This window comes from Pseudomonas sp. R2-7-07 (assembly GCF_003852355.1).
Lineage (GTDB): Bacteria > Pseudomonadota > Gammaproteobacteria > Pseudomonadales > Pseudomonadaceae > Aquipseudomonas.
Genome location: NZ_CP027759.1, coordinates 5,560,622 through 5,583,965, shown reverse-complemented (window position 1 = coordinate 5,583,965; position 23,344 = coordinate 5,560,622). Strand labels below are relative to the sequence as shown.

Annotated in this window: 25 protein-coding genes; 17 read left to right on the top strand and 8 right to left on the bottom strand. The window is 61.4% G+C overall.

Annotated elements, in window-relative coordinates:
* Positions 1-7 precede the first annotated feature (7 nt).
* On the bottom strand, positions 8-175 hold the full coding sequence (locus C4J86_RS25790) for a lipoprotein (RefSeq protein ID WP_003195417.1): 168 nt from the start codon (positions 173-175) through the stop codon (positions 8-10).
* Between the two features lie 238 nt (positions 176-413).
* Between C4J86_RS25790 and cyaY the strand changes: the two genes are divergently transcribed.
* The 3 genes from cyaY (at position 414) to rnk (ending at position 1,512) form a co-directional block, all read left to right on the top strand.
* Entirely contained in the window at positions 414-746 is a 333-nt protein-coding gene (cyaY, locus tag C4J86_RS25785; protein ID WP_124364942.1) for an iron donor protein CyaY, read from the top strand.
* A 2-nt stretch (positions 747-748) separates the two neighbouring features.
* The gene (locus C4J86_RS25780; protein WP_003176868.1) at positions 749-967 is read left to right on the top strand and encodes a DUF1289 domain-containing protein; all 219 of its coding nucleotides are present in this window, start codon (positions 749-751) and stop codon (positions 965-967) included.
* A gap of 131 nt (positions 968-1,098) precedes the next feature.
* Positions 1,099-1,512, top strand: a complete 414-nt coding sequence (gene rnk, locus C4J86_RS25775) for a nucleoside diphosphate kinase regulator (protein WP_124364940.1) — start codon at positions 1,099-1,101, stop codon at positions 1,510-1,512.
* On the opposite strand, the gene C4J86_RS25770 is transcribed toward rnk, so the two are convergent.
* The 3 genes from C4J86_RS25770 to C4J86_RS25760 all read right to left on the bottom strand — a co-directional run bounded on the left by C4J86_RS25770 (position 1,509) and on the right by C4J86_RS25760 (position 5,155).
* Entirely contained in the window at positions 1,509-4,349 is a 2,841-nt protein-coding gene (locus C4J86_RS25770) for a class I adenylate cyclase (protein WP_124372260.1), read from the bottom strand. The genes rnk and C4J86_RS25770 overlap by 4 nt on opposite strands.
* A gap of 169 nt (positions 4,350-4,518) precedes the next feature.
* Positions 4,519-4,773 (bottom strand): TIGR02647 family protein, encoded by a 255-nt coding sequence (locus C4J86_RS25765; RefSeq protein WP_003195403.1) that lies wholly within the window; start codon positions 4,771-4,773, stop codon positions 4,519-4,521.
* A gap of 97 nt (positions 4,774-4,870) precedes the next feature.
* Entirely contained in the window at positions 4,871-5,155 is a 285-nt protein-coding gene (locus tag C4J86_RS25760; protein ID WP_124364938.1) for a hypothetical protein, read from the bottom strand.
* 126 nt (positions 5,156-5,281) lie between these two features.
* On the opposite strand from C4J86_RS25760, the gene C4J86_RS25755 reads away from it, so the two are divergent.
* Complete coding sequence (locus C4J86_RS25755; RefSeq protein WP_124372259.1) at positions 5,282-5,941, top strand: glutathione S-transferase family protein; 660 nt, start codon at positions 5,282-5,284, stop codon at positions 5,939-5,941.
* Between the two features lie 39 nt (positions 5,942-5,980).
* Here C4J86_RS25755 and argH read toward each other — a convergent pair whose 3' ends face one another.
* Complete coding sequence (argH, locus tag C4J86_RS25750; protein WP_124372258.1) at positions 5,981-7,375, bottom strand: argininosuccinate lyase; 1,395 nt, start codon at positions 7,373-7,375, stop codon at positions 5,981-5,983.
* A gap of 503 nt (positions 7,376-7,878) precedes the next feature.
* Between argH and C4J86_RS25745 the strand changes: the two genes are divergently transcribed.
* The 7 genes from C4J86_RS25745 (at position 7,879) to rsd (ending at position 14,267) form a co-directional block, all read left to right on the top strand.
* Positions 7,879-8,625 carry a LytTR family DNA-binding domain-containing protein gene (locus C4J86_RS25745; RefSeq protein WP_124364935.1) on the top strand — a complete coding sequence of 249 codons (747 nt, stop codon included), beginning with the start codon at positions 7,879-7,881 and terminating at the stop codon, positions 8,623-8,625.
* Between the two features lie 138 nt (positions 8,626-8,763).
* Complete coding sequence (gene hemC, locus C4J86_RS25740) at positions 8,764-9,705, top strand: hydroxymethylbilane synthase (RefSeq protein ID WP_124372257.1); 942 nt, start codon at positions 8,764-8,766, stop codon at positions 9,703-9,705.
* Positions 9,702-10,460 (top strand): uroporphyrinogen-III synthase, encoded by a 759-nt coding sequence (locus C4J86_RS27195; protein ID WP_256681714.1) that lies wholly within the window; start codon positions 9,702-9,704, stop codon positions 10,458-10,460. Before hemC ends, C4J86_RS27195 begins: the two co-directional genes overlap by 4 nt.
* Before the next feature lie 18 nt (positions 10,461-10,478).
* Positions 10,479-11,594 carry a uroporphyrinogen-III C-methyltransferase gene (locus C4J86_RS27190; protein WP_256681713.1) on the top strand — a complete coding sequence of 372 codons (1,116 nt, stop codon included), beginning with the start codon at positions 10,479-10,481 and terminating at the stop codon, positions 11,592-11,594.
* A gap of 5 nt (positions 11,595-11,599) precedes the next feature.
* Positions 11,600-12,841 carry a heme biosynthesis protein HemY gene (locus C4J86_RS25730; protein WP_124372256.1) on the top strand — a complete coding sequence of 414 codons (1,242 nt, stop codon included), beginning with the start codon at positions 11,600-11,602 and terminating at the stop codon, positions 12,839-12,841.
* Between the two features lie 237 nt (positions 12,842-13,078).
* Complete coding sequence (locus tag C4J86_RS25725; RefSeq protein ID WP_124372255.1) at positions 13,079-13,591, top strand: disulfide bond formation protein B; 513 nt, start codon at positions 13,079-13,081, stop codon at positions 13,589-13,591.
* A gap of 217 nt (positions 13,592-13,808) precedes the next feature.
* A complete protein-coding gene (rsd, locus tag C4J86_RS25720; RefSeq protein WP_124372254.1) occupies positions 13,809-14,267 on the top strand; it encodes a sigma D regulator in 459 nt (152 codons plus the stop codon).
* A 52-nt stretch (positions 14,268-14,319) separates the two neighbouring features.
* On the opposite strand, the gene C4J86_RS25715 is transcribed toward rsd, so the two are convergent.
* A complete protein-coding gene (locus C4J86_RS25715) occupies positions 14,320-14,997 on the bottom strand; it encodes an FKBP-type peptidyl-prolyl cis-trans isomerase (protein WP_124372253.1) in 678 nt (225 codons plus the stop codon).
* A gap of 191 nt (positions 14,998-15,188) precedes the next feature.
* On the opposite strand from C4J86_RS25715, the gene C4J86_RS25710 reads away from it, so the two are divergent.
* On the top strand, positions 15,189-16,304 hold the full coding sequence (locus C4J86_RS25710; protein WP_124372252.1) for an AlgP family protein: 1,116 nt from the start codon (positions 15,189-15,191) through the stop codon (positions 16,302-16,304).
* Here C4J86_RS25710 and C4J86_RS25705 read toward each other — a convergent pair.
* Positions 16,301-16,765 carry a TIGR02444 family protein gene (locus C4J86_RS25705; RefSeq protein ID WP_177413165.1) on the bottom strand — a complete coding sequence of 155 codons (465 nt, stop codon included), beginning with the start codon at positions 16,763-16,765 and terminating at the stop codon, positions 16,301-16,303. The genes C4J86_RS25710 and C4J86_RS25705 overlap by 4 nt on opposite strands.
* 50 nt (positions 16,766-16,815) lie before the next feature.
* Between C4J86_RS25705 and C4J86_RS25700 the strand changes: the two genes are divergently transcribed.
* The 5 genes from C4J86_RS25700 to C4J86_RS25680 all read left to right on the top strand — a co-directional run bounded on the left by C4J86_RS25700 (position 16,816) and on the right by C4J86_RS25680 (position 22,570).
* Complete coding sequence (locus C4J86_RS25700) at positions 16,816-18,726, top strand: ATP-binding cassette domain-containing protein (protein WP_124372250.1); 1,911 nt, start codon at positions 16,816-16,818, stop codon at positions 18,724-18,726.
* Positions 18,726-19,298 (top strand): mechanosensitive ion channel family protein, encoded by a 573-nt coding sequence (locus C4J86_RS25695; RefSeq protein ID WP_015886482.1) that lies wholly within the window; start codon positions 18,726-18,728, stop codon positions 19,296-19,298. The genes C4J86_RS25700 and C4J86_RS25695 overlap by 1 nt, the downstream gene beginning before the upstream one ends.
* An 88-nt stretch (positions 19,299-19,386) precedes the next feature.
* Positions 19,387-20,019, top strand: coding sequence for a LysE family transporter (locus C4J86_RS25690; protein ID WP_124368783.1), 633 nt, complete (start codon positions 19,387-19,389; stop codon positions 20,017-20,019).
* A gap of 200 nt (positions 20,020-20,219) precedes the next feature.
* The gene (locus C4J86_RS25685) at positions 20,220-22,112 is read left to right on the top strand and encodes a cytochrome c/FTR1 family iron permease (protein ID WP_124372249.1); all 1,893 of its coding nucleotides are present in this window, start codon (positions 20,220-20,222) and stop codon (positions 22,110-22,112) included.
* 2 nt (positions 22,113-22,114) lie between these two features.
* Positions 22,115-22,570, top strand: a complete 456-nt coding sequence (locus tag C4J86_RS25680; RefSeq protein WP_124364923.1) for a YaiI/YqxD family protein — start codon at positions 22,115-22,117, stop codon at positions 22,568-22,570.
* A 106-nt stretch (positions 22,571-22,676) separates the two neighbouring features.
* On the opposite strand, the gene elbB is transcribed toward C4J86_RS25680, so the two are convergent.
* Positions 22,677-23,342 (bottom strand): isoprenoid biosynthesis glyoxalase ElbB, encoded by a 666-nt coding sequence (elbB, locus tag C4J86_RS25675; protein ID WP_124364922.1) that lies wholly within the window; start codon positions 23,340-23,342, stop codon positions 22,677-22,679.
* Positions 23,343-23,344 lie beyond the last annotated feature (2 nt).

Sequence of the window (23,344 nt, the reverse complement as noted above, 5' to 3'; positions counted from 1 at the left end):
GGGTCCCTTAGTAAGTGTCGTGCTTGTGCGCTTTCGATGGCTTTTGCGACGACTGCGCCTGTTCGTTCGGGTCTTTACTGTCGTCGGGCAGGTACAGCGGGCCTTTTTGACCACAGGCACTAACGAGGCAAGCGACCGCGACGAGCGCAGCAAGGGAAGAGATCAGGCGCTTCATGGCGAAATCCTTGAATATGCATTAATTGCGCCCGAGTATACCGACCACCCGCCAGCTTGCCTATGCGCCGGAATACCCATCCGGCGGGGGTTTGCCGAGAGGGTCGGGAAGCGGACTACGCTGTTTGAGGATATTTCACGCCGTCAATCGTGTTGAAATCGGTATCCTTTGCAATCGGCGGGGCGCGTCCGTATCGTGCGGCGCTTGAGCAGAACCAGACACTTTTGAGGTTGCCACAATGAGTTTGACCGAAGCCCGTTTTCACGACCTGGTGGATGCCACCCAGGAGAAGCTGGAAGATATTTTCGACGACAGCGACCTGGATGTGGATCTGGAAAACTCGGCCGGTGTGCTGACCGTCAAATTCGAGAGCGGCCAGCAACTGATCTTCAGTCGCCAGGAACCGCTGCGTCAGTTGTGGCTGGCGGCGCGCTCCGGTGGCGTTCACTTCGACTACGACGAAGACAGCGGCAAATGGCAGTGCGACAAGAGTGAAGAGTTGTTGGGCGAGATGCTCACGCGGCTGGTCGAAGAATATACCGGCGCCGAGCTGGACTTCGACGAGATCTGACCGTGACCCAGCCTGCCCCCGTACGCCCGCCCAAGCCGCTGTTCAGCAATGTCAGCCCGGCGGTGCCGTCGCCTTGTATCAGTTTGTGTCGCCTGGATGAGCAAAAAGTCTGCCTCGGCTGCTTCCGGCATGTCGAAGACATCCGTGAATGGCGCTCCGCCGACGATGCCCGGCGTCGAGTGATCTGCGCGCAGGCCGAGCAGCGCCGGGCCCACGCCTGACGCCATCTTGTTTATTTGTGACGCTGTGGTAGTGTCCGGGTACGCCTCAACTCATCGAGGCCCGTGAGAACCCCGCCTTTTCCTGGCGGGGTTTTGCTTTTTTGTGCAGAAAAAAGGAGTCTGCCTGAATCATGACCACCGCACCGTCCATCATTCTCACCCGTCTTGACGTGCAGCGTCTGGAGCAACTGATCGACCGCTTGGGCGACGAGTTTCCCGGCGTCGAAGCGTTGCAGGCCGAACTCGACCGCGCCGAAGACGTGGTTGGTCACGATGAAGTGCCTGCAACTGTCGTGACCATGAACTCCAGCGTGCATTGCCGTGAACAAGGCAGTGGCAAGGACTATCACCTGACCCTGGTTTACCCCAAGGACGCGAATGCCGATGAAGGCAAGATCTCGATCCTGGCACCGGTCGGCAGTGCTTTGCTCGGCCTGCAAGTGGGCCAGCACATCGATTGGCCTGCACCGGGCGGCAAGACCCTCAAGCTTGAATTGCTGAGTGTCGAAGGCCAGCCCAAAGACGGCGGCGCCTTCCCGCTTTAAATCTGGCTCAGCGCTTCATTGAGCGCGAGCTCCAGCTCGGCCTTGTAGCGCAGGTACAGATTGCTCGGGCTTTGCACGTCGCCGAGCAGGCCCGACAGGTCCAGGTCGGTGATGTAGCAACGGTAACGCTCGGATTCGCGGCGCTGCCCGATGATCTCCCGGGCGACCACCGCAAACAACTGGTCGCCAAACTCCATTTCGGAAAATTCCCGCTGATTGCAGTACAGCGTGACACCCACCTGGCCGGGCGCCGCCTTGCCGATAATCGCCTGCACGTCATAAAACGGCTTGTTGGCCGGGTGTTGCGGCGCCGGCCTTGGTTCGACAACGCGTGCGCGGGCGCTGCCCGATGGCAACAGTTGGTAGTACAGCGTTTGTACTTCGCCCAACGGCTGTTGGGTGTCCAGCGGTGACAGCGCTTCGCGGCGATAGATGATCGACAGCAGGAACCGCTGCAGCGGTGCCAACAGGCTCTGTTCATCATGAAACGGCAAGCGCTGCTGCCAGAGCGCGTTGAATTCGTCGAGCACATACAGTTCGGCGAAGCCTTCATTGACCCGGTAGAACACTTGTATGCAATCGGCCTGGCCCATGGGCAGCAGCAGCGCCAGGTCGTGGTCTTCCAGCGCCATGGCGTCCAGGTGCCACGGGCTGTAGCTGGCCAGCTCTTCGCTGAGGTAGGCGACCAAGGCGTCCTGGGTCGGCAGTGACACGTGGGTGGCCTGGCCGGGAATCAGTTCCATGACGTGATAGTGCTGCTGCACCTGGAGCAGGTAGCGGTGGTTGCTTTGGCCGAGCAGCAGATGCTGTGCGGTGTCGAATATTTCTTCGACGCGCTGGGCAATGAACTGCGCTCGGTTGTGACAGAAACAGCGCACCCGCAACCGCGGCAAATGAGCCGGCGGCAGTTGGTTGAGGTAGTCGCGCAGGCAGTCGAGCAGCGCATGGGGCCCGTCGTAGCGGCTGACCATCACCTCGTTCCAGCTATTGAGCGTGACCTGGTCCAGGGTCAACACCAGGTTTTCACGCACGCCGGCATAACTCAGGGAGTCGGTGCGCTCGGTGGTCATCAGAATGTTCAGGTCGCGGTGATGCTTGAGTGGGTCGACGCCGACGTTGATCAGCAACAACACTTCTTCCGGTACCGCCGAACGCAACAGACGCGCTTCATCGACGCTGGCCAGGGGCAGGGCGATGGTCTGTTGCAGGCTGCCCAGCAGGTTGAACAGCTCGAACTCGGTCATGTCGCTGGCACCGGGGTGCAGCGCCAGGCGCGTGCTGCTGTCGATCACACCGTTGCGATGGCACCAGGTGAGCATTTCCAGCAGGTCGCGGCTGCGTTTGATCGGCGCGAAGTGCTCCCATTCCAGGGCCGTGAGGTTGCCGTTATACAGGCCCCAATGGTGCTGGCCCGGCTCCTTGCGGTTGGGGGAGTGCACCAGGGTCAGGGTGTCTTCGGCCAGGTCCGGGGCAATCCCGGGGTTAATGAACTCAACCTTGCCGGCCTTGCGTTCAAAAGCTGCGTACAAGCGCCGGCCCAGCACATTGAGGTCGCGCTTGTTGATCAGGCTGACGGTCTGTTCCGTACGGGCGAACTGGGTAAGGAAGCGGTAGCTGTAGTTCAGCTCGTTGACCAGGGCACGGCGCTCGGAGGCGACCTGACGCACTTTCCATTGGCTGCGGCTGTCCAGCAGGGCCAGTTGGCGCTGGTCCCAACCCCACTCATCGGCCAGGCGTTCGAGCAGCAGTCGTTGCCAACTGGCGGTGCGCTGGCCGGCGCTGAGCTTGCGGTTGACCTTCAGGTACAGGCTGCGCCGTACCAGTTCCAGGCGCTCGGGTTCCTTGCGGGCCTTGAGGTATTCCTCGATGCGGCGGTAGACCACGATGTACGGATCCAGCTCGTCCAGGTCCAGCTGATTGGCAAACACCGCGCGTTTGAAGCGCAGGCTCAGGCAGTGCACCTTGGGGTGTTCACTGGCGTAGACCTCGGTCAGCAGCAGCTTGAGCACCGATTTATAGGGCGACTCGATGCCCTTGAACAGTTGCCACAGCCCGGCGCCGATGAATTCCCCCGGAGGAATGCGCGCCAGATGGCCGAGATCGAGGGTCTCGTCGGCGCGAATGAAGCGTTTGGAGATCAGCGTGTGGGTGAACTCGGCGTAGCGGCTTTCTTCATACACCGGGACCAGCCACCAGATCGGCGTGCGCCCGGCCAGCCAGATGGCGGTGCGGTAGAACTCGTCCAGCAGCAAATAGTGCTGGGTGGTGCCGCAATCGTCGGAACTCAGTTGGGTGTCCCGTTCACCGAGCACAAAGCGCGTCGGTTCGATCAGAAAGAAATGCGCCTCGGCGCCCATGGTCTGGGCCCAGGCTTCCAGCAGCTGGCACTTCTTGCGCAGCTCGGCCAGCTCGTTTTCATTCAGGTCCGGAGCGTGGCACACCCACACGTCCATATCGCTCTGATCCGCCTGGGCCAACGTGCCCAGGCTGCCCATCAGGAACAGACCGTGGATCGGGCGGGGCGGGTTGCCATGGCGCGGCTTGTAGGAGAACGAACGGGTCAGGCGCTGGGCTTCGGCCAGGGCCTGGGCATCGGGTTCGAAATTCGACAGCCCGGCCGGTGTGCCGCTGGAGACATAGCCCGGCAGCAAAGGGTGATTAACGTGGAAAAACAGCGGCAACAAGGTGAGCACGCTTTGTTGGCGCGGAGTCAGCCCTTCGACGGCCCGGGCCATGCGGCCTTCATTGAGGGCCATGAAACGCGCGCGCAATTGGGCCAGCACCTTACGGTCGATGCCTTCGTCCAGGTCTGGGCGGATTTCATGGGTGCGGGTCATGTCGAATTCGGTGGCTCGCAGGGCCCGACGTGGGCGGCCGTGTAGGAGTTTACAGACAGTAGCGTAGGAGGTTTAGAGGGAAATGGCGGTTGGCGCTAGAATTTTGCACCTTGCACAGCAACGCCCGCGGAATCCGCAGCGGGGCGGACTCCATGGGCGGGATCAGGTGTCAGGCGGCTTCTTTGGTGGAGGCGGTGGTCAAGATAGTCAGCAAGGTCTGCGCTTGCTCGGCGGCGTCCCGGCCAAGGCTGGTCAGGTAGCCTCCATCCGGTTGGTCGATAAGCCCTTTCGCATGGAGACGCTTGGCGGCGGCGATGGCAGTGGGGGCGGCGGTCTGATGGACTTTCAGACCTTCCTTGGTGCTGTCTAGGGGAAAGAGTACAAGGATTTCCAGTTCGGCAACCAACTCAGGGGTATACGACATAAGGACTCCAGACTTTCTAAAATTTATTAGAGGCTAGCAGGCCATAAGGTGAACGCACTTTGCCGAACTGTCCAGCGTGTTGCTGCGCGGCCGAGAGTTATTGTTTTTCCGGCGGCAACTCAGGCAAAGCTCGCAGCGCTGTTTCATACCATTGGGTATCAAAAGCGCGGTCTTCGTCCAGCATTGCATCGATCTCGAAGGCCAGCACATGGGCCATGAGATTCAGAATCTCTTCGCGCTCATAACCGACCAGCGTCAGTTTGTTGAACGTGGCCTTGGCCGCTGGCGGGTTGTCGCTTTCGATCTGGTTTTCAATCGCTTCGATCAGCGTGTTTTCGGTGAATTCTTCTTCGTCGTTGTCGATATCGGTCGGCTCGCTCATGGCAGGCTCCTCAAGGAAAGGGCGCCAGTCTAACTCCATTCAGGCGGGTGATGCTGCTGGTCAGGCCGCGCCTCAGCGTCTATAACGCTTGCAGCCAACCCCACACCCGGCCTGGAGGCGTTCGCAATGCTCAAGCTCTACGGTTTTTCGGTCAGCAACTACTACAACATGGTCAAGCTGGCGCTGATGGAGAAAGGCCTGCCTTTCGAAGAGGTGCCTTTTTATGCAGGACAAACGCCTGAAGCCCTGGCGGTAAGCCCACGAGGCAAAGTACCGGTGCTCGGCGTCAAGCAAGGCTTCATCAACGAAACCAGCGTGATCCTCGAATACATCGAGCAGACTCAGGATGGGCCCGCGCTGCTGCCGGCCGAGCCGTTCCAGCGTGCCCAGGTGCTGGCGCTGTGCAGGGAGATCGAGCTGTACATTGAATTGCCCGCACGGGCGTGCTTCGCCGAGGCGTTCTTTGGCATGCAGGTGCCGGAGGCGATCAAGGAGAAAGCCAGGGGCGAGTTGCTGCTTGGGGTAGGAAGTTTAGGCCGGCACGGCAAGTTCGCGCCTTATGTGGCGGGGGAAAGCATCACCCTTGCGGATCTGTATTTCATGTACAGCATGAACCTCGCCTGTGCCGTGGGCGAGAAACTGTTTGGGCTGGATTTGCTGGCTGAAATGCCGAAGGCGAAGGCGCTGCTGGAGCGTTTGAATGCGATGCCCAATGCGCAAAAGGTCGAGGCGGACCGGCAGGTGGCGATGCCTGGGTTTATGGCGATGATTGCGGCTAAAAAGTGATCAAGTGTGGGAGGGGACAAGCCCCCTCCCACATTTTATTCAGCGGCTGGCGAGCAGGGCCTGGCCGCGTACCACTGCTGCCTTCACCTGCGCCGGCGCGGTGCCGCCTATGTGATTACGGGCATTCACCGAGCCTTCCAGGGTCAGCACGGCGAACACGTCCTGCTCGATCTGGTCGCTGAACTGGCGCAATTCTTCCAGGCTCATTTCAGCCAGGTCCTTGCCGGTGTCCACGCCGTATTTCACGGCATGGCCCACGATTTCATGGCAGTCACGGAACGGCAGGCCACGCCGCACCAGGTAGTCGGCCAGGTCGGTCGCGGTGGAGAAACCCCGCAAGGCTGCTTCGCGCATGATCGCGTGCTTGGGCTTGATCGCCGGGATCATGTCGGCAAACGCACGCAGTGAGTCGCGCAGGGTGTCGGCGGCGTCGAACAGCGGCTCCTTGTCTTCCTGGTTGTCCTTGTTGTAAGCCAGCGGCTGGCCTTTCATCAGGGTCAGCAGGCCCATCAGTGCGCCGAATACGCGGCCGCTCTTGCCACGCACCAGCTCGGGCACGTCGGGGTTTTTCTTTTGCGGCATGATCGAACTGCCGGTGCAGAAACGGTCCGGCAGGTCGATGAACTGGAATTGCGCGCTGGTCCACAGCACCAGCTCTTCGGAGAAGCGCGACAGGTGCATCATCGCGATGCTCGCGGCGGCGCAGAATTCGATGGCGAAATCACGGTCCGACACACCGTCCAGGGAGTTGCCGCCGACGGCGTCGAAACCCAGCAGCTGCGCGGTGTACTCACGGTCGATCGGGTAGGTGGTGCCCGCCAGCGCGGCGCTGCCCAACGGCATGCGGTTGGTGCGCTTGCGGCAATCCACCAGGCGCTCGTAATCGCGGCTGAGCATTTCGAACCAGGCCAGCAGGTGGTGGCCGAAGGTCACGGGCTGAGCGGTCTGCAGGTGAGTGAAGCCGGGCATGATGGTGTCCGATTCACGCTCGGCCTGTTCCAGCAAACCTTTCTGCAAGCGGGTGATTTCAGCCAGGATCAAGTCGATTTCATCGCGCAGCCACAGGCGGATATCGGTGGCCACCTGGTCGTTACGACTGCGACCGGTGTGCAGCTTCTTGCCGGTCACACCGATGCGATCGGTGAGGCGAGCCTCGATGTTCATGTGCACGTCTTCCAGGTCGACGCGCCAGTCGAACGTACCGGCTTCGATCTCGCCACGGATGGTGGTCAGGCCATCGATGATGCTGTCGCGTTCGGCATCGGTCAGTACGCCGACCTTGGCCAGCATCGTGGCATGGGCGATGGAGCCCATGATGTCGTGGCGGTACAGGCGCTGGTCGAAGGTGACGGAGGCGGTGAAGCGCGCGACGAAGGCGTCGACGGGTTCACTGAAGCGGCCGCCCCAGGACTGGTTGGTCTTGTCGGTGCTCATGGATTCGCTCGTGATCTGCTTAAAAGAGGCGTGGAGGTGTGCCGCCGATAATAACAGGGTTGTCCGCAGACGCGGTGCTGTGGGCGGACGGCAATTTTATTTGTGCAAAGGATGGCTAAGTGCCTTGCCGCCGACCGCGTCCGGGACGAGACTGGGAGCAGGTTCTTATTGAAACGATATTTGACGATTGAGCAATATCGTCTCAGCGAGCGTCTACAGTTGGACTGAGAGTGTGTGAATGCACCAAAGTCGGGTCATGCGGTCAGAGCCCAGACTATCCATTAAAAAAGGGGGGTATTCGGATTGTGTATCAGCAAACCCTACGACGCTGCGCGAATGCAGCGGGTCTTGGGCGCTATTGAACAGGTCCGGGTAAATTTGGGTGCCGCTCCCAGGGCACTTTTTGCCGCTCGCGCTAGTCTTAGCGTGGATCGCTGTGACGCAAGTCACCGCACCTGTCTACGCTATCCTTGTGCGAGACTCACGCAGGAATCCAGCGCTATATGAATGTCCTGATCGTTGATGACGAACCCCAAGCCCGCGAGCGACTGAGCCGTCTGGTCAGTGAACTCGAGGGTTATACAGTCCTTGAGCCGAGCGCCACCAGCGGCGAGGAGGCGTTGACGTTGATCGACAGCCTCAAGCCGGATGTGGTGTTGCTCGATATCCGTATGCCGGGCCTCGATGGTCTGCAAGTTGCCGCCCGCCTGAGCGAACGCGAGTCGCCCCCTGCCGTGGTGTTATGCGCGGCCGAGGAAGAGTTTTCTGCACAGACGCTGGAAGACAGCGGTGTCAGTTTTCTCGTCAAGCCGGTGACTGGCGAAGCATTGCTCAAGGCCCTGAAGAAAGCCGAGCGCCCCAGCCGTGTTCAGCTCGCAGCCCTGACCCAGCCTGCCGCCCAGAGTGGTAACGGCCCCCGCAGCCATATCAGTGCACGCACCCGCAAGGGCATCGAGCTGATTCCCCTCGGTCAGGTGGTTTATTTTATCGCCGACCATAAATACGTGACCTTGCGCCACGAAGCCGGCGAAGTGTTGCTCGATGAGCCGCTCAAAGCCCTGGAAGATGAATTCGGCGACCGCTTCGTGCGTATCCATCGCAATGCGCTGGTGGCCCGTGAGCGTATCGAACGCTTGCAACGCACGCCCCTGGGGCACTTTCAGCTGTTCCTCAAGGGGCTCAATGGCGATGCCTTGATCGTCAGTCGGCGCCATGTCGCCGGCGTGCGCAAGATGATGCAGCAGCTTTAACCCAGAGGCCCTGGCGAGCTGCGCAGTCCTTATCCCGGTGCGACGCGGCCAGGGAGGCCCCGCACTTGCTGATTCAAATCAAAGCGTATTTGCCTGAGCTGTTATTATCTGCCGTATCTATTCAGTACGGATTGATCCATGTCTTCTCGCGAAATCCGCATCGCCACCCGTAAAAGTGCCCTGGCCTTATGGCAGGCCGAATACGTCAAAGCACGCCTTGAGCAGGCCCACCCTGGCCTCAGGGTGACCCTGGTACCCATGGTCAGTCGCGGCGATAAATTGCTGGACTCGCCACTGTCGAAAATTGGCGGCAAGGGCTTGTTCGTCAAGGAACTGGAGACCGCGCTGCTGGAGAACGAAGCCGACATCGCCGTGCATTCGATGAAAGACGTGCCCATGGACTTCCCTGAAGGCCTGGGCCTTTTTTGCATCTGCGAGCGCGAAGACCCCCGCGACGCCTTTGTTTCCAACACCTATGCCTCCCTGGATGACCTGCCCCTGGGCAGCATCGTGGGCACCTCCAGCCTGCGTCGCCAGGCCCAGTTGCTGACCCGTCGCCCCGACCTGCAGATCCGCTTTCTGCGCGGCAACGTCAACACGCGCCTGGCCAAGTTGGATGCAGGTGAGTATGACGCGATCATCCTCGCAGCGGCCGGCCTGATCCGCCTGGGCTTCGAAGACCGTATCACCAACGCAATCAGCGTCGAGGACAGCTTGCCCGCTGGAGGGCAGGGTGCAGTCGGCGTTGAATGTCGCACCGCCGACAGCGAAATTCATGCCCTGCTCAAACCGCTGGATCATGCGGACACCGAAGTTCGTGTCACCGCCGAGCGTGCCCTGAACAAGCACCTCAACGGTGGCTGCCAGGTACCGATCGCCTGCTATGCCGTGCTCGAAGGTGAGAACCTGTGGCTGCGTGGCCTGGTCGGGGACCCGGACGGCGGCACGCTGCTGACCGCGCAAGTGCGCGGCCCGCAACGTGAGGCCACGGCCCTGGGCATCCAGGTCGCCGAGGAATTGCTGAGCAAGGGCGCCGGCGCCATTCTGCAAAAAGTCTACGGCGAGGCCGGCCCGCAGTGACCCCGTGGCGATTGCTGCTCACACGGCCTGCCGAAGAATCGGCAGCCTTGGCGGCGACATTGGCCGATGCGGGTGTTTTCAGCAGCCAGCTGCCCTTGCTGGAGATCGAAGCCTTGCCGGTCACTGCTGAGCAACGGGCAGTCTTTGGGGCGCTGCAGCGCTACTGCGCAGTTATCGTGGTGAGCAAGCCGGCGGCGCGTCTTGCCCTGCAACAATTGAGCGCGCCCTGGCCGCGACTGCCGTGGTTCAGTGTCGGTGCCGCAACTGCACAGATACTGGCCGAGCAGGGTCTGGACGTGCACTATCCGCCAACGGGTGACGACAGCGAGGCCTTGCTTCAATTGCCGGCGTTGCGCGAGGCTATCGCACTCCCTGGCGCCAGGGTATTGATCCTGCGCGGCGAGGGCGGTCGGGAGCTGCTCGCGGAGCGTTTACGCGAGCGAGGTGTTAGTGTCGACTATCTGGAATTGTATCGCCGTTTGCTTCCGGCCTACGACCCAGGCGCACTGACGCAGCGCATCCAGTTGGAACGCTTGAACGGCGTGGTGGTCAGCAGTGGGCAAGGTTTTTTACACTTGCAGGCCGTGGCCGGCTCCGACTGGCCTGAGGTGGCGCAGCTGCCGTTGTTCGTGCCCAGCCCGCGCGTCTACGAGATGGCGCGGGCCGCTGGCGCAGAAAAAGTTGTGGATTGTCGCGGCGCGAGTGCTGCGGCTTTGTTAGTGGCGTTAGGGAGTCATCCCGTTCCCACTCTCTGATACGCAAAGGACGGATACGTGAGCGAAACAGCCTTGCCTAAAGATGAAGCTCAGCCCGCGCTCGATGCGCCGGTCGGAACGCCGGTCGCCGCGCCACGCCGTGGCAATGGCCTGGCAGTCGTCGCTTTGCTGCTTGGCGCTGCGGGCGTTGCCGCCGGCGGCTGGGGAATCTGGCAGGTGCGTGCCCTGCAAGCCAGCAGCCAGCAGCAACTGGGTCAGGTACAGACCCTGGATGACCAATCCCAGAGCCTCAAGCAGAGCCAGCAACAGTTGGCCGCCCGCCTGGCGCAGTTGCCCGGCGCCGATGAGCTGGAAGAGCGCCGACGCCTGGTCGCCCAGTTGCAGGGTGACCAGCAACGCCTGAACCAGCGCCTGGAAACCGTACTGGGCGCCAGCCGCAAGGATTGGCGCCTGGCCGAGGCCGAGCATCTGATTCGTCTGGCCAGCTTGCGTCTGTCGGCCTTGCAGGACATCAACAGCGCTCAATCGCTGGTCCAGGGTGCCGACGAGATTCTGCGTGAGCAGAGCGACCCCGGCGCGTTCGCCGCGCGCGAGCAACTGGCCAAGAGCCTGGCGGCGCTGCGCAGCACCGAACAGCCGGACCGCACCGGCTTGTACCTGCAGTTGGCCGCGTTGCGCGACCAGGTGGTGCAACTGGCGGCGATCGCCCCGGAGTATCAACTCACGGAGCCCGCTTCCCAGGGCCGCCCGACCAGCGATACGGGCAATCAATTGAGCCAATGGTGGGAGCAGATATCCCGTTATTTCCGTATCGACTTCAATCCCGATGACAACATTCGTCCGCTGCTGGCGGGCCAAGGGTTGAATCAGGTGCGCCTGGCCCTGAGCCTGGCGCTGGAGCAGGCGCAGTGGGCAGCACTCAACGGCGAATCGGCGGTGTATAGCCGGTCGCTGGGTGAAGCGCGCAGCGTACTGCAGGATAACTTCAACCAGGACAACCCGCAGAGCAAGGCGATGCTGTCGCGTATCGCCGAGCTCGAGCCCAAGGCTGTGTCGGTGGTGACGCCTGACCTGGCCGCGAGCCTCGCGGCTGTGCAGGCGTACCTCGAACGTCGTCATCTGTCTGCCGACGAAGCCAAGGCTTCGGCTGCCAAGCCTGCGACCCAGGAGTAGAGCCGATGAAGCGTTTCTATGTGATCCTGGTGCTGGCAATTGCGATCGCCCTCGCGTTGGCCGTAGGTATTTCGAAACACACCGGCTACGTGCTGATTACCTACCCCCATCTGCTGCATTACGAATCTAGCCTGTGGGCCACATTGGTGGCGGTGTTTGCCATAGGCCTGGCGATCTATCTGATTCGCGTCCTGCTGAGCCTGGTCACTGCCTCGGGTGGCGTGGTCAACCCCTGGTCGCGGCGCAATCGCAGCCGCCGCGTGCAGATTGCAATCGAGCAAGGCCAGATGGACCTGGCCGAAGGCCGCTGGGCCAGTGCCGAACGCCACCTGCACCGTGCCGCAGAAGCGGAGCGCCAACCACTGCTGTACTACCTTGGTGCGGCGCGTGCGGCCAATGAGTTGGGGCGTTATGCAGAGTCGGATGGTTTGCTGGAGCGTGCGCTGGCTCGCCAGCCCCAGGCGGAACTGGCCGTTGCCTTGAGCCATGCGCAATTGCAGATGGACCGTGGCGATACTGAAGGTGCCCTGGTCACCCTGCAGGCGATGCATGAGCGCCATCCTCACAATGCCCAGGTCCTGCGACAGCTGCAGCGGCTGCACCAGCAGCGCGGTGATTGGTCGGCGGTGATTCGCCTGTTGCCTGAACTGCGTAAGGACAAGGTGCTGCCGGCCAGTGAACTGGCCGAACTGGAGCGCCGGGCCTGGGGAGAAAACCTCAGCCTGGCCGCATACCGTGAGGAGCCGGGCGAGGCCGGCTTGCGATCTCTTGATCGCGCCTGGGAGCAACTGACTTCAGCCCAGCGTCAGGAGCCGCAACTGGTGTTGGCGTATGCTGACCAACTGCGTCGACTGGGTGCGGACGCCAAGGCCGAGGAAGCACTGCGCGGTGCGCTCAAGCGCAGTTATGACAGCCATCTCATTCGGCTCTACGGCCTGCTGCGCGGCAGCGACCCGGCCCGTCAGTTGAAGTTTGCCGAAGGCTGGCTGAAGGATCATCCGGGCGATGCCAGCCTATTGCTGACGCTGGGCCGTCTGTGCCTGCAGAACAGCCTGTGGGGTAAGGCACGTGATTATCTGGAAAGCAGCCTGCAGGTTCAGCGCAATCCCGAAGCCTGTGCCGAATTGGCCCGCCTGCTGGCCCAATTGGGTGATACCGAACGCAGCAACCAGCTGTTCCAGGAAGGCTTGGGGTTACTCGACAATCGTCTGCTGGCCTCACCGTTGCCAGCCCCCGCCCGAGCTTGAAGTAGGAAAGGAGCAATGGGTTGGCTCAGACGGATCCAGAAGCCAATCCCATAACCCTATGTAAACATTCGGCTTAAGTGGGCTCGTAACCAATTCTTACGTCTTGAAGGGCGATTTCCTCAGTGTGCTGGCGGGATCTCCCTGTGTTTTAGCGGAATTGTCTGCTCCAAGGCGTATTGAAAGGGGTCGGGCCTTTCCTCTACCGTAGCGACCTATCTCTTGCGGTGCGGATAAACAATGTCTTTGGCCCCCTTACGCTCCTTGTTTTTCCTGGCGTTCATGGCCGGTGCGCTGACGTTGGGCGTGTCTTTCTATCTGGAATATGGCGCACTGTTGCAGCCATGCTTTTTGTGCCAGGTGCAACGGTTGTTGCTTGCTGCCTTTGTACTGATCAACCTGATCGCGTTCCTTCATAACCCTGGCCGCTCCGGTGTGTATGTGTATGGGCTGGCGAGCATGGGGTGTGCGTTGTTTGGCGCCGTCACCGCCGGGCGCCAGGTGCTGCTGCAGAACACTGCGTCGGACCAAATGCCGAAGTGCTGGCCAACCCTTGATTACATGATTGAAAACCTGTCGTTTTGGCAGGCTGCTCGGTCAGTCTTCAAGGGCACCGTCGATTGCGTCGAAATCAATTGGACGCTATTTGACCTCAGCCTGCCGGAGTGGAGTCTGTTGTTTTTCGTGGCGATGCTGATTCTGGGTGCCACGCCGCTTTCTCGCTTGTTGCTCAGCCGGCGTTATCTAGCGTAAAGCGAGGAAAATACGGTTCATGTCGTAGGACGGGATTAAACGCTTGTATGAACTTTCTCTCCTGCGTACCTTGAAGCCATAGTGATGCGGGCATAATCTGGCCCGCACGCGTTATCGAAACCGCTTGTCAGACGTGGCCTTGTCCGGCTGCCGCTTTAACCTTGAAGTGTTGCACGGGCACACGGCAGCAGCGTCCCCATAGGGAAGAGAGATCATCATGCTGGAAAGTTGTCAGAATGCTCAGGAACGCTGGGGTGGGGTGCACAAGCTGATCGACAGCTGGTTGAAGGCACGCCACGAACTGGTTCGGGCCTTTGATGCGCTAGGTGCCAAGCCCGAGGCGCTGGCCGAGAATCGCGAGCCGCTGCAAGATTTCTGCGCAGTGCTGGTGGACTATGTGTCTGCAGGTCATTTCGGCGTCTACGAGCAACTCACCAAAGAGGCGGAAGCGTTCGACGACCAGCGTGGCCTGGAGTTGGCAGAGACCCTTTACCCGCGCATCGATGTTATCACTGAAAAGCTGCTGGCGTTCACTGACCTGTGCGATGCGGGGAAGTGTGTTGCTGAAAAATTCAAAGAGTTGGGCGCCCTGTTGCATGAGCGCTTCGAACTGGAAGATTGCCTGATTGAAGTGCTGCACAACGCTCACAAAGAAGAGCCGGCTACACCGGCATGAAGCGTTGAGATGCAATTAAAAACGGTGCGCATGTCGCACCGTTTTTTATGGGTTAGTGGCGAGTCCCGAGCAATTCGATTTCGAAGACCAGGGGGGTGTAGGGTGGGATCAATTCGCCTGCGCCGTCCGCGCCATAGGCTTGGGCCGAGGGAATAACCAGGCGCCATTTCGCGCCTACCGGCATCTGTTGCAATGCACTGCTCCAGCCACTGATCACGCTGTCCAGGCGAAACCATTGGGGTAGTGCGCTCTGATCGAACACGCTTCCATCGGGCAGTCGACCCACGTATTTCACCTGCACTTCATCAGTTGCCAACGGCTTGTTGCCGGTACCCGGCGTCAACTCGGTGAGCAGTATGCCGTCCGCCAATTCGCGCACGCCCTTTGCAGCTTTTTCCTTCGACAAAAATTGCTGTTCGGCAGCGAGTGCTTTTTCGCTCTGCGGCACTTGGGCGTCGGTGGCGTTCTGTGCCTCATGCTGAGCAAGAATTTGTTCGATGCGGGTGTCATCCAGTGCCAATGGTTTGCCTTGGTAGGCTTGTTTGAGACCCTCGACGAGGGCTTGGATCTGCAAGTCGGGCACCTCCTGGCGCAGACGCTCACCGAGGCTGGCGCCCAGGCTGTAGGCGAGGTCGTGCTGGTCTTGAGTAGCGGTTTTTGGCGGCGATTGCTCGCTCGCATCGGCGCTGAAAATCGCCAGGCCAAGCACTAGGAAAAGGTAACGCGACATGGGTGTTCTCCGCCGAAAGTGCGACGGATTATGCCAGCGTGAGTGGCTGAGCAGTGGGGTGGTTTTCTGTTATATCGATAAGAATTTTCGTACGTTGCAACGCAACGCAAACGATACTGTCAACATGGCCTAGCGGCGGTAAGAGCAGAGGGCTAGTATGAGCCGCACCCACGTCAGCCAGGAGGTAAACCATGTCGGCCAAACAGAAGCCTGTAAATACCCCGTTGCACTTACTCCAACAATTGTCGGGCAGCTTGCTCGAACATCTGGAAAGCGCTTGTTCCCAGGCCTTGGCCGATGCAGAAAAACTGCTCGCCAAACTGGAAAAACAACGCGGCAAAGCGCAAGAAAAGCTGCACAAATCCCGCACCAAATTGCAAGACGCCGCCACTGCCGGCAAAGCCAAGGCACAAGCCAAGGCCAAAGATGCGGTTAACGAACTTGAGGACCTGCTGGACGCCCTCAAGGACCGTCAAACCGAAACCCGCACCTACATTTCCCAGCTCAAAAAAGACGCTCAGGAAAGCCTGAAACTGGCCCAGGGCATTGGTCGTGTGAAAGAAGCCGTCACCAAGGCCCTTGGCGCGCGTACGCCGGCAAAAGCCGTCACCGCCAGCGCAGCCAAAAAGCCAGTGAGCAAAGCTGTTGCAGCGAAGGCGCCGGCTAAAATTGCCGCCAAGCCAGCGACTAAAACCACTGCTGCCAAACCAGCCGCTAAGCCAGTTGCCAAAACTGCTGCTGCCAAACCAGCCGCCAAGCCGGCTGCTAAAACTGCTGCTGCCAAACCAGCCGCTAAGCCAGTTGCCAAAACTGCTGCTGCCAAACCAGCCGCCAAGCCAGCTGCTAAAACTGCTGCTGCCAAACCAGCCGCCAAGCCAGTTGCCAAAACTGCTGCTGCGAAACCAGCCGCCAAGCCAGCTGCCAAAACCGCTGCTGCGAAACCAGCCGCCAAGCCAGCTGCCAAAACTGCTGCTGCGAAACCAGCCGCCAAGCCAGCTGCCAAAACCGCTGCTGCGAAACCAGCCGCCAAGCCAGTTGCTAAAACCGCTGCTGCGAAACCAGCCGCCAAGCCAGCCGCTAAAACCGCTGCTGCGAAACCAGCCGCCAAGCCAGCCGCTAAAACCGCTGCTGCGAAACCAGCCGCCAAGCCAGCTGCTAAAACCACCGCTGCCAAGCCAGCCCCTGCAAAGCCAGCAACTCCTGCAGCACCTGCCGCTACCCCGGCAACGTCCTCCGCTCCAACCGCATCGGCCAGCAGCAACTCTGCACCGGTAGCGCCAAGCACCACCCCAACCAGCGCTTCCTAAGTGCGGGTGACCCCAACGCGCAGCTGCTGCAGCGCGTTGTGGTCAAGGTCGGCGGCTTCGCTTGCCAGGTCTTCAAGCCATTCGTATTGCCCTTTCCCCTCGTTGGTCGGCCATGTCTTCGCCAGCGCTTCCAGGCGTGTCAGTAATGCTCGCTCGGCCTCCAGTTCCAATGCTTTGACCTGACGCCGTAATTCAGCCAACTGCACATCCTGCTGTGCCAGCGCCCGCCATTGCACGCGGACTTCGCGCAAGGGTTCGACGACACGCGTGCGCCATGGCCGCGCAAGCTGCTGCAGCGCCACCACGCGTTCGGGCAACCGCGCCACACCCCGTTGCTCCAGCCACGCACCACACAGCAACAGGCACACATCCGCGCCTTGCGCCTGCAACCGCAGGCAAGCAGCCTCCACGCCGGGGCGGGCGTAAGTCGAGAGGGCAAAGCTCCACAGGTCAGCGCACATATTCACACCCAAGCCAGCGGCCAACGAAGCTGGTAGACTCCGCCGCCATTATGATCCGACTTCAAAGCCTAACATTACAGCGTGGCCCGCAGCGTCTTCTTGAAGATGCCGAGCTGACCCTGCACGCCGGTCACAAAGCCGGCCTGATCGGTGCCAATGGCGCCGGCAAATCCACGTTGTTCGCCCTGTTGCTGGGTGAGCTGACCCCGGATTCCGGGGACTGCCTGCTGCCGGCCGACTGGCGCATCGCCCATATGCGCCAGGAGATCGACACCCTGGACCGCATCGCGATCGACTACGTGCTCGATGGCGACCTGCGCCTGCGCCAGGTGCAACACGACCTCGCCGCCGCAGAACAAGCCCAGGACGGCGCCGCCCAAGCCCGCCTGCATTCTGAGCTGGACAGCGCCGACGGCTACACCGCCGACGCCCGCGCCCGCAAGATGCTCGCAGGCCTGGGGTTTACCAACGAACAGATGGATCGCCCGGTCGCCGATTTCTCCGGCGGCTGGCGCATGCGCCTGAACCTGGCCCAGGCGCTGATGTGTCCTTCGGACCTGTTGCTGCTCGACGAACCGACCAACCACTTGGACCTCGATGCGATCCTGTGGCTGGAAGACTTCCTCAAGAACTATCAGGGCACCCTGTTGCTGATTTCCCACGACCGGGATTTCCTCGACGCCGTGGTCGACAATATCGCCCATGTCGAACAGAAGAAAATCACGCTCTATCGGGGCGGCTACACCGCCTTCGAGCGCGCCCGTGCCGAACGCCTGGCCCAGCAGCAACAAGCTTTCGAGAAGCAGCAGGCGCAGCGCGCGCACATGGAAAGCTATATCGCCCGGTTCAAGGCCCAGGCCACCAAGGCGCGGCAGGCCCAGAGCCGGATCAAGGCGCTGGAGCGCATGGAAGAGCTGTCGGCGGCCCATGTCGATTCGCCGTTCGACTTCGTGTTCCGTGAGTCGGTGAAGATCTCCAGCCCCTTGCTCGATCTGTCGGATGCACGCCTGGGTTATGGCGACAAAACCATCCTCGAGAAGGTCAAGCTGCAGCTCACGCCTGGCGCACGCATCGGTTTGCTGGGGCCTAACGGCGCGGGCAAGTCGACGCTGATCAAGAACCTGTCGGGCGAACTGGAGCCCTTGGCCGGCCGCCTGACCCGTGGCGAGAACACCGTGGTGGGCTACTTCGCCCAGCATCAACTGGACTCGCTGGATTCCAAGGCGAGCCCGCTGTTGCACCTGCAGCGCCTGGCGCCCACCGAGCGCGAACAGACCCTGCGTGATTTCCTCGGGGGTTTCGACTTCCGTGGCGCGCGTATCGATGAGCCGGTGCTGAATTTTTCCGGTGGCGAAAAGGCACGCCTGGCCCTGGCCCTGATCGCCTGGGACCGCCCGAACCTGCTGCTGCTCGACGAGCCGACCAACCACCTGGACCTGGAAATGCGCCTGGCGCTGACCATGGCCCTGCAGGAATTCAGTGGTGCGGTACTGGTGGTGTCTCACGATCGCCACCTGCTCAAGAGCACCACCGATAATTTCCTGCTGGTGGCTGACGGCAAGGTCGAAGAGTTCGACGGCGACCTGGACGACTATGCGCGCTGGCTGACCGACTACCGTCTGCGCAATGCGCCGACCAGCAACACGCCGGTCAACCCGGACAAGACCGACAAGAAAGCCCAGCGCCAGGCCGCCGCCGCACTGCGTCAGCAGTTGGCGCCACACAAGCGCGAAGCCGACAAGCTGGAGGTCGAGCTGGGCAAGGTGCATGAGCGCCTGGCCAAGATCGAAACCAGCCTGGGCGACAGCGCTGTGTATGAGGCCGCGCGCAAGGATGAACTGCGCGACCTGCTGGCCGAACAGGCCCGGCTCAAGGTGCGAGAAGGGCAACTGGAGGAATCCTGGATGGAAGCCCTCGAAGTGCTTGAAACCCTGCAAGCGGAGCTGGAGGCGCTGTCCTGATGGAAGCGTTGCAGCTGCCTTTGCCGGCGCAATGGATCGAGCCTGTGTGGATCGGCGTGCAAATCCTGCTGATCCTGCTGGCGGGTTATCTTGCCCAGCGTTTTGTCGCCAAAGGCCTGACCCGCCTGGGTGAACGCTATCCGTTCCCGCCACAGTTGTTGATGCCGCTGCGCGGTGGCCTGCGCTGGCTGATCATGGGCAGTGCGCTGATCTTCGTGTTGGGCCGCCTGGGCGTATCCGCCACGGTGCTGTGGACGGCACTGTCAGGCTTTGTGGCGGTGGCGGCGGTGGCGTTCTTCGCCATGTGGTCGGTGCTGTCCAACTTGCTGTGCGCGATCTTGATCTTCACCGTGGGGCCGTTTCGCCTCGGCGACATCGTCGAACTGGTGGACACCGTCGACAAACCCGGTGTGAAAGGGCGCGTCGTGGCGATCAATCTGCTCTATACCACGCTGGTCGAGGTGGCAGAGGCCGGTACGGACAGCGCGATGGTACAAGTGCCCAACAGTCTGTTCTTCCAGCGCTCGGTGCGGCGTTGGCCCGGTACCCATGTGTTTCCTGGCGACCGCTAGAAATCACCGCCTGCAAAAATTGATAGCCAGCCTTTGGCCGGCAGCGTTAGCTTAAGGCACAACCGCAAACTCCTTCCCGAGGTGTGCAATGGCACTCGACACGTGGCTGGCCTTTTTCCTGGCCAGTTGGATCATCTCCCTTTCCCCCGGCGCGGGCGCCATCGCCTCGATGTCCAGCGGCCTGCAATACGGTTTCGTACGCGGTTACTGGAACGCCATTGGCCTGCAGCTGGGCCTGGCGATGCAGATTGCCGTGGTGGCGGGCGGCTTGGGTGCCATCCTGGCGACGTCCTCCACCGCGTTTTATGCGATCAAATGGTTTGGCGTGGCGTACCTGGTCTACCTGGCCATCAAGCAATGGCGCGCCTTGCCCATGGACATGACCGATGACGCCGCAGTACGCCCGATTGGCAAGCCGATGGCCATGATGTTTCGTGGTTTTCTGGTCAACGCCAGCAACCCGAAGGCGTTGGTGTTCATGCTCGCGGTATTGCCGCAGTTCGTGAATCCACAGGCGCCGTTGGCGGTCCAGTACCTGATCATTGGTGCAACGATGATCAGCGTCGATATGATCGTGATGGCCGGTTATACGGGGTTGGCCTCGAAAGTCCTGCGCCTGTTGCGCTCGCCTAAGCAGCAGAAGCGCGTGAACCGCACATTCGCCGGGTTGTTCGTCGGCGCCGCCGGTTTCCTCGCCAGCCTGCATCGCGCCACGGTGTAATTGACGAAACCGGATCAAAATGTGGGAGGGGGCTTGCTCCCGATGGCGGGGTACCAGTCAGCTCATCGCTAGCTGAACCACCGCCATCGGGAGCAAGCCCCCTCCCACATTGGTTTGTGGCAATGCCAAATAACACCTTGAGTCAAATCCGGTAAAGCTGAACAATAGTGTTACTTCGTATTTCCACTTGAGATTCATTCATGACTGCCCCCTTCCGTTTTCTCGCCTGGCTGGTGCTGCCGGCGTTGATGTCGTGCAGCTTCAATCTGTTGGCCGCGACGGCCGAAGGCGCACCCCAGGCGCTGCATCTGCTTGACTACATTGGCGCCGACTATCCGCCCACTGTGGAGGCGGGCAAGGTGGTGGACGAATCGGAATTTCGCGAACAGGTGGAGTTCTTGGGCGTGTTGCAGGGTCTGGTTGCGCAGCTGCCGGAAAAACCCGAACGCGTCGAGTTGATCAAGGGCGTCGATGAGTTGCTGGCGGCAGTCACCGCCCATGCAGACGGCGCAACTGTCGCCCACCAGGCCCGTCAGTTGGGCGCCAGGCTGGCGGTGGCGTATGAAGTCAGCCAGGCGCCGGCGATCACTCCCGACCCGACGCGCGGTGCGCCGCTGTATGCCCAGCATTGTTCGGTGTGCCACGGCACGGCCGGCGCTGGCGATGGCCCGGCAGGCATGGGCATGACCCCGCCGCCCGCTAACCTGCGCGATGCCACGCGCCTGGATCGCCTGAGCCTCTATGCGATCTACAACACCCTGGGCCTGGGTGTCGAAGGCACCGACATGCCGTCCTTTGCCGACCAGTTGGATGACCGCCAGCGCTGGGACCTCGCCACCTACATCGCAGGCTTCACGGCTGACCCGGCTGCGGTCAACAGCGAGCACACCTTCAACCTGGCCGACCTGGCACGCCAGACGCCCAACGAAGTACTGGCCGCTGACGGCCCGGCAGTGGCAGCGACCTTCCGTGCCCAACGCGCACAGCCGCCGCAGGTCAAGCGTGGCCCGGCACAGTTGCTCGACTACACCGCTACCACCCTGGACAAAAGCCTGGCCGCGTTCCGCAACGGCGACCACGAGCAAGCCTATGACTTGTCGGTAGCCGCTTACCTTGAAGGCTTTGAGCTGGTGGAAAGCTCGCTGGATAACGTCGACGCCAACGTGCGCAAAGACACCGAGAAGGCGCTGATGGCCTACCGCCAGTCCTTGCAGGACGGGCTGCCGATCGAACAGGTGCAACAGCGCCTGGATGCAGCCAAGGGCAAGCTCAGCGAGTCCGCCGGCTTGCTCGGCGGCGATGGCTTGAGCTGGTCGTTGAGCTACATCTCCGGTTTGCTGATCCTGCTGCGCGAAGGCCTGGAAGCGATCCTGGTGCTGGCCGCGATCCTGGCCTTCCTGCGTAACACCGGCCAGCAATCGGCGGTGCGCAGCGTCAACGTCGGCTGGGGCCTGGCGCTGTTGGCCGGCTTGGCGACCTGGGCGCTGGCGGCGTATGTGATTGATGTCAGCGGCGCCCAGCGTGAATTGCTGGAAGGCTGCACGGCGCTGTTCGCCAGCGTGATGGTGCTGTGGCTGGGCGTATGGATGCACGACCGGCGTCACGCGGCGGCGTGGCAGGACTACATCAAGAGCAGCCTGGTGGGCGGTGGTGGGCGTTTCGGCTTTGCGCTGCTGGCCTTCTTCTCGGTGTACCGCGAGCTGTTCGAAGTGATCCTGTTCTACGAAACCCTGTGGCTGCAAGCCGGCCCGGCCGGGCACAACGCGGTGCTGGCGGGTGGCGCCACCGCATTGGTGCTGCTGGTGGGCCTGGCCTGGGTGATCCTGCGCGGTTCGGCGAAGTTGCCGTTGGCGCTGTTCTTCGGTATCAACGCCGCGCTGCTGTGCGCACTGTCGGTGGTGTTCGCCGGGCATGGCGTCAAAGCATTGCAGGAAGCGGGCGTTTTCGGCACGCGGCCGGTGGCGTTCTTTGACTTCGACTGGCTGGGCATCCACGCCGATGCGTATTCGTTGAGTGCGCAAGCCGTGGCGATCCTGGCGATTGCGGTGCTGTATGGCCGCAGTCGCCTGGCCGAGAAGCGGGTGGCGGCATAGTCATGCGAGTGTGGATCGATGCGGACGCCTGCCCGCGGGCGGCCAAGGATCAGGTGGTGAAGTTCGCCCTCAAGCGCCAGTTTGACGTGGTGCTGGTGGCCGGCCAGAGCCAGATCAAACCCAGCTTTGCCTGTGTGAAGCTGATCGTGGTGCCCAGCGGCCCTGACGCGGCCGATGACTACCTGGTGGAGCACGCCATGCCCGGCGAGTTGGTAATCTGCAGCGATGTGCCCTTGGCCGACCGCTTGGTCAAGAAGGGCGTCACGGCCCTCGACCCGCGCGGCAAAGAGTTCAGCCCGGCAAACATGAGTGAGCGCCTGGCAGTGCGTAACCTGTTCACCGACTTGCGCGAGCAAGGCCAGATGGGCGGCGGGCCACCGCCGCACAGCGAGAAGGACAAACAGGCGTTCGCCAACGCGCTGGACCGCCTGCTCACCCGTTTGATGAAGCCTGTGTAGGAGCGAGCTTGCTCGCGAAGAACGGCAACGATAACGCGGGCACTCTGGATGAACGCGGCGCTCTCAGGTTCTTCGCGAGCAAGCTCGCTCCTACAGAAAGAGGGCGTTAGTCGTCTTCGTGGGTCAGTTCAAGCACCCGGTCCACGAGCTTGTTGATGCCCGACGCCACCTCGCTGATATTTTTGCCCAGCATATACGCCGGCGTACTCACCAACTTGCGTGCCTTGTCCTCGACAATATCTTCCACCGTGCATTCCTGGTGGGTGGCGCCCATTTTGTCCAAGGCCGCTGCGGTGTCGGTATCGTTGCCGATGGTGCAGATCACGCCCGGGCCGTAGATTTTTGCGGCCAGGGCCGGGGAAATGCAGATCAGCCCCACCGGCTTGCCCGCTTCGGCAAAGGCTTCCGCCAGCTCCAGCACCTGCGGATTGACGCTGCAGCCGGCGCCTTCCACTGCGAAATTCGACAGGTTCTTCGCCGCGCCAAACCCGCCCGGCACGATCAGCGCATCGAAGTCAGCCACGTTGGCCTCACGGATATCTTTGACCGCGCCTCGGGCGATGCGCGCTGACTCCACCAACACATTGCGCGATTCGGGCATTTCTTCGCCGGTAAGGTGGTTGATCACATGCAGTTGCGCAATATCTGGCGCAAAGCACTCAACCTGAGCGCCGCGCTGGTCCAGGCGCAGCAGGGTGATCACGCTTTCATGGATTTCTGCACCGTCGTACACGCCACAGCCGGAAAGGATCACTGCAATCTTTTTGCTCATGG

What these genes read in the sequence shown, in the direction of transcription:
- C4J86_RS25790 (WP_003195417.1), bottom strand. Translation starts at nt 175, where the DNA reads ATGAAGCGCCTGATCTCTTCCCTTGCTGCGCTCGTCGCGGTCGCTTGC.
- cyaY (WP_124364942.1), top strand. Translation starts at nt 414, where the DNA reads ATGAGTTTGACCGAAGCCCGTTTTCACGACCTGGTGGATGCCACCCAG.
- rnk (WP_124364940.1), top strand. Translation starts at nt 1,099, where the DNA reads ATGACCACCGCACCGTCCATCATTCTCACCCGTCTTGACGTGCAGCGT.
- C4J86_RS25770 (WP_124372260.1), bottom strand. Translation starts at nt 4,349, where the DNA reads ATGACCCGCACCCATGAAATCCGCCCAGACCTGGACGAAGGCATCGAC.
- C4J86_RS25765 (WP_003195403.1), bottom strand. Translation starts at nt 4,773, where the DNA reads ATGTCGTATACCCCTGAGTTGGTTGCCGAACTGGAAATCCTTGTACTC.
- C4J86_RS25760 (WP_124364938.1), bottom strand. Translation starts at nt 5,155, where the DNA reads ATGAGCGAGCCGACCGATATCGACAACGACGAAGAAGAATTCACCGAA.
- C4J86_RS25755 (WP_124372259.1), top strand. Translation starts at nt 5,282, where the DNA reads ATGCTCAAGCTCTACGGTTTTTCGGTCAGCAACTACTACAACATGGTC.
- argH (WP_124372258.1), bottom strand. Translation starts at nt 7,375, where the DNA reads ATGAGCACCGACAAGACCAACCAGTCCTGGGGCGGCCGCTTCAGTGAA.
- C4J86_RS25745 (WP_124364935.1), top strand. Translation starts at nt 7,879, where the DNA reads ATGAATGTCCTGATCGTTGATGACGAACCCCAAGCCCGCGAGCGACTG.
- hemC (WP_124372257.1), top strand. Translation starts at nt 8,764, where the DNA reads ATGTCTTCTCGCGAAATCCGCATCGCCACCCGTAAAAGTGCCCTGGCC.
- C4J86_RS25730 (WP_124372256.1), top strand. Translation starts at nt 11,600, where the DNA reads ATGAAGCGTTTCTATGTGATCCTGGTGCTGGCAATTGCGATCGCCCTC.
- C4J86_RS25725 (WP_124372255.1), top strand. Translation starts at nt 13,079, where the DNA reads ATGTCTTTGGCCCCCTTACGCTCCTTGTTTTTCCTGGCGTTCATGGCC.
- rsd (WP_124372254.1), top strand. Translation starts at nt 13,809, where the DNA reads ATGCTGGAAAGTTGTCAGAATGCTCAGGAACGCTGGGGTGGGGTGCAC.
- C4J86_RS25715 (WP_124372253.1), bottom strand. Translation starts at nt 14,997, where the DNA reads ATGTCGCGTTACCTTTTCCTAGTGCTTGGCCTGGCGATTTTCAGCGCC.
- C4J86_RS25710 (WP_124372252.1), top strand. Translation starts at nt 15,189, where the DNA reads ATGTCGGCCAAACAGAAGCCTGTAAATACCCCGTTGCACTTACTCCAA.
- C4J86_RS25705 (WP_177413165.1), bottom strand. Translation starts at nt 16,765, where the DNA reads ATGTGCGCTGACCTGTGGAGCTTTGCCCTCTCGACTTACGCCCGCCCC.
- C4J86_RS25700 (WP_124372250.1), top strand. Translation starts at nt 16,816, where the DNA reads ATGATCCGACTTCAAAGCCTAACATTACAGCGTGGCCCGCAGCGTCTT.
- C4J86_RS25695 (WP_015886482.1), top strand. Translation starts at nt 18,726, where the DNA reads ATGGAAGCGTTGCAGCTGCCTTTGCCGGCGCAATGGATCGAGCCTGTG.
- C4J86_RS25690 (WP_124368783.1), top strand. Translation starts at nt 19,387, where the DNA reads ATGGCACTCGACACGTGGCTGGCCTTTTTCCTGGCCAGTTGGATCATC.
- C4J86_RS25685 (WP_124372249.1), top strand. Translation starts at nt 20,220, where the DNA reads ATGACTGCCCCCTTCCGTTTTCTCGCCTGGCTGGTGCTGCCGGCGTTG.
- C4J86_RS25680 (WP_124364923.1), top strand. Translation starts at nt 22,115, where the DNA reads ATGCGAGTGTGGATCGATGCGGACGCCTGCCCGCGGGCGGCCAAGGAT.
- elbB (WP_124364922.1), bottom strand. Translation starts at nt 23,342, where the DNA reads ATGAGCAAAAAGATTGCAGTGATCCTTTCCGGCTGTGGCGTGTACGAC.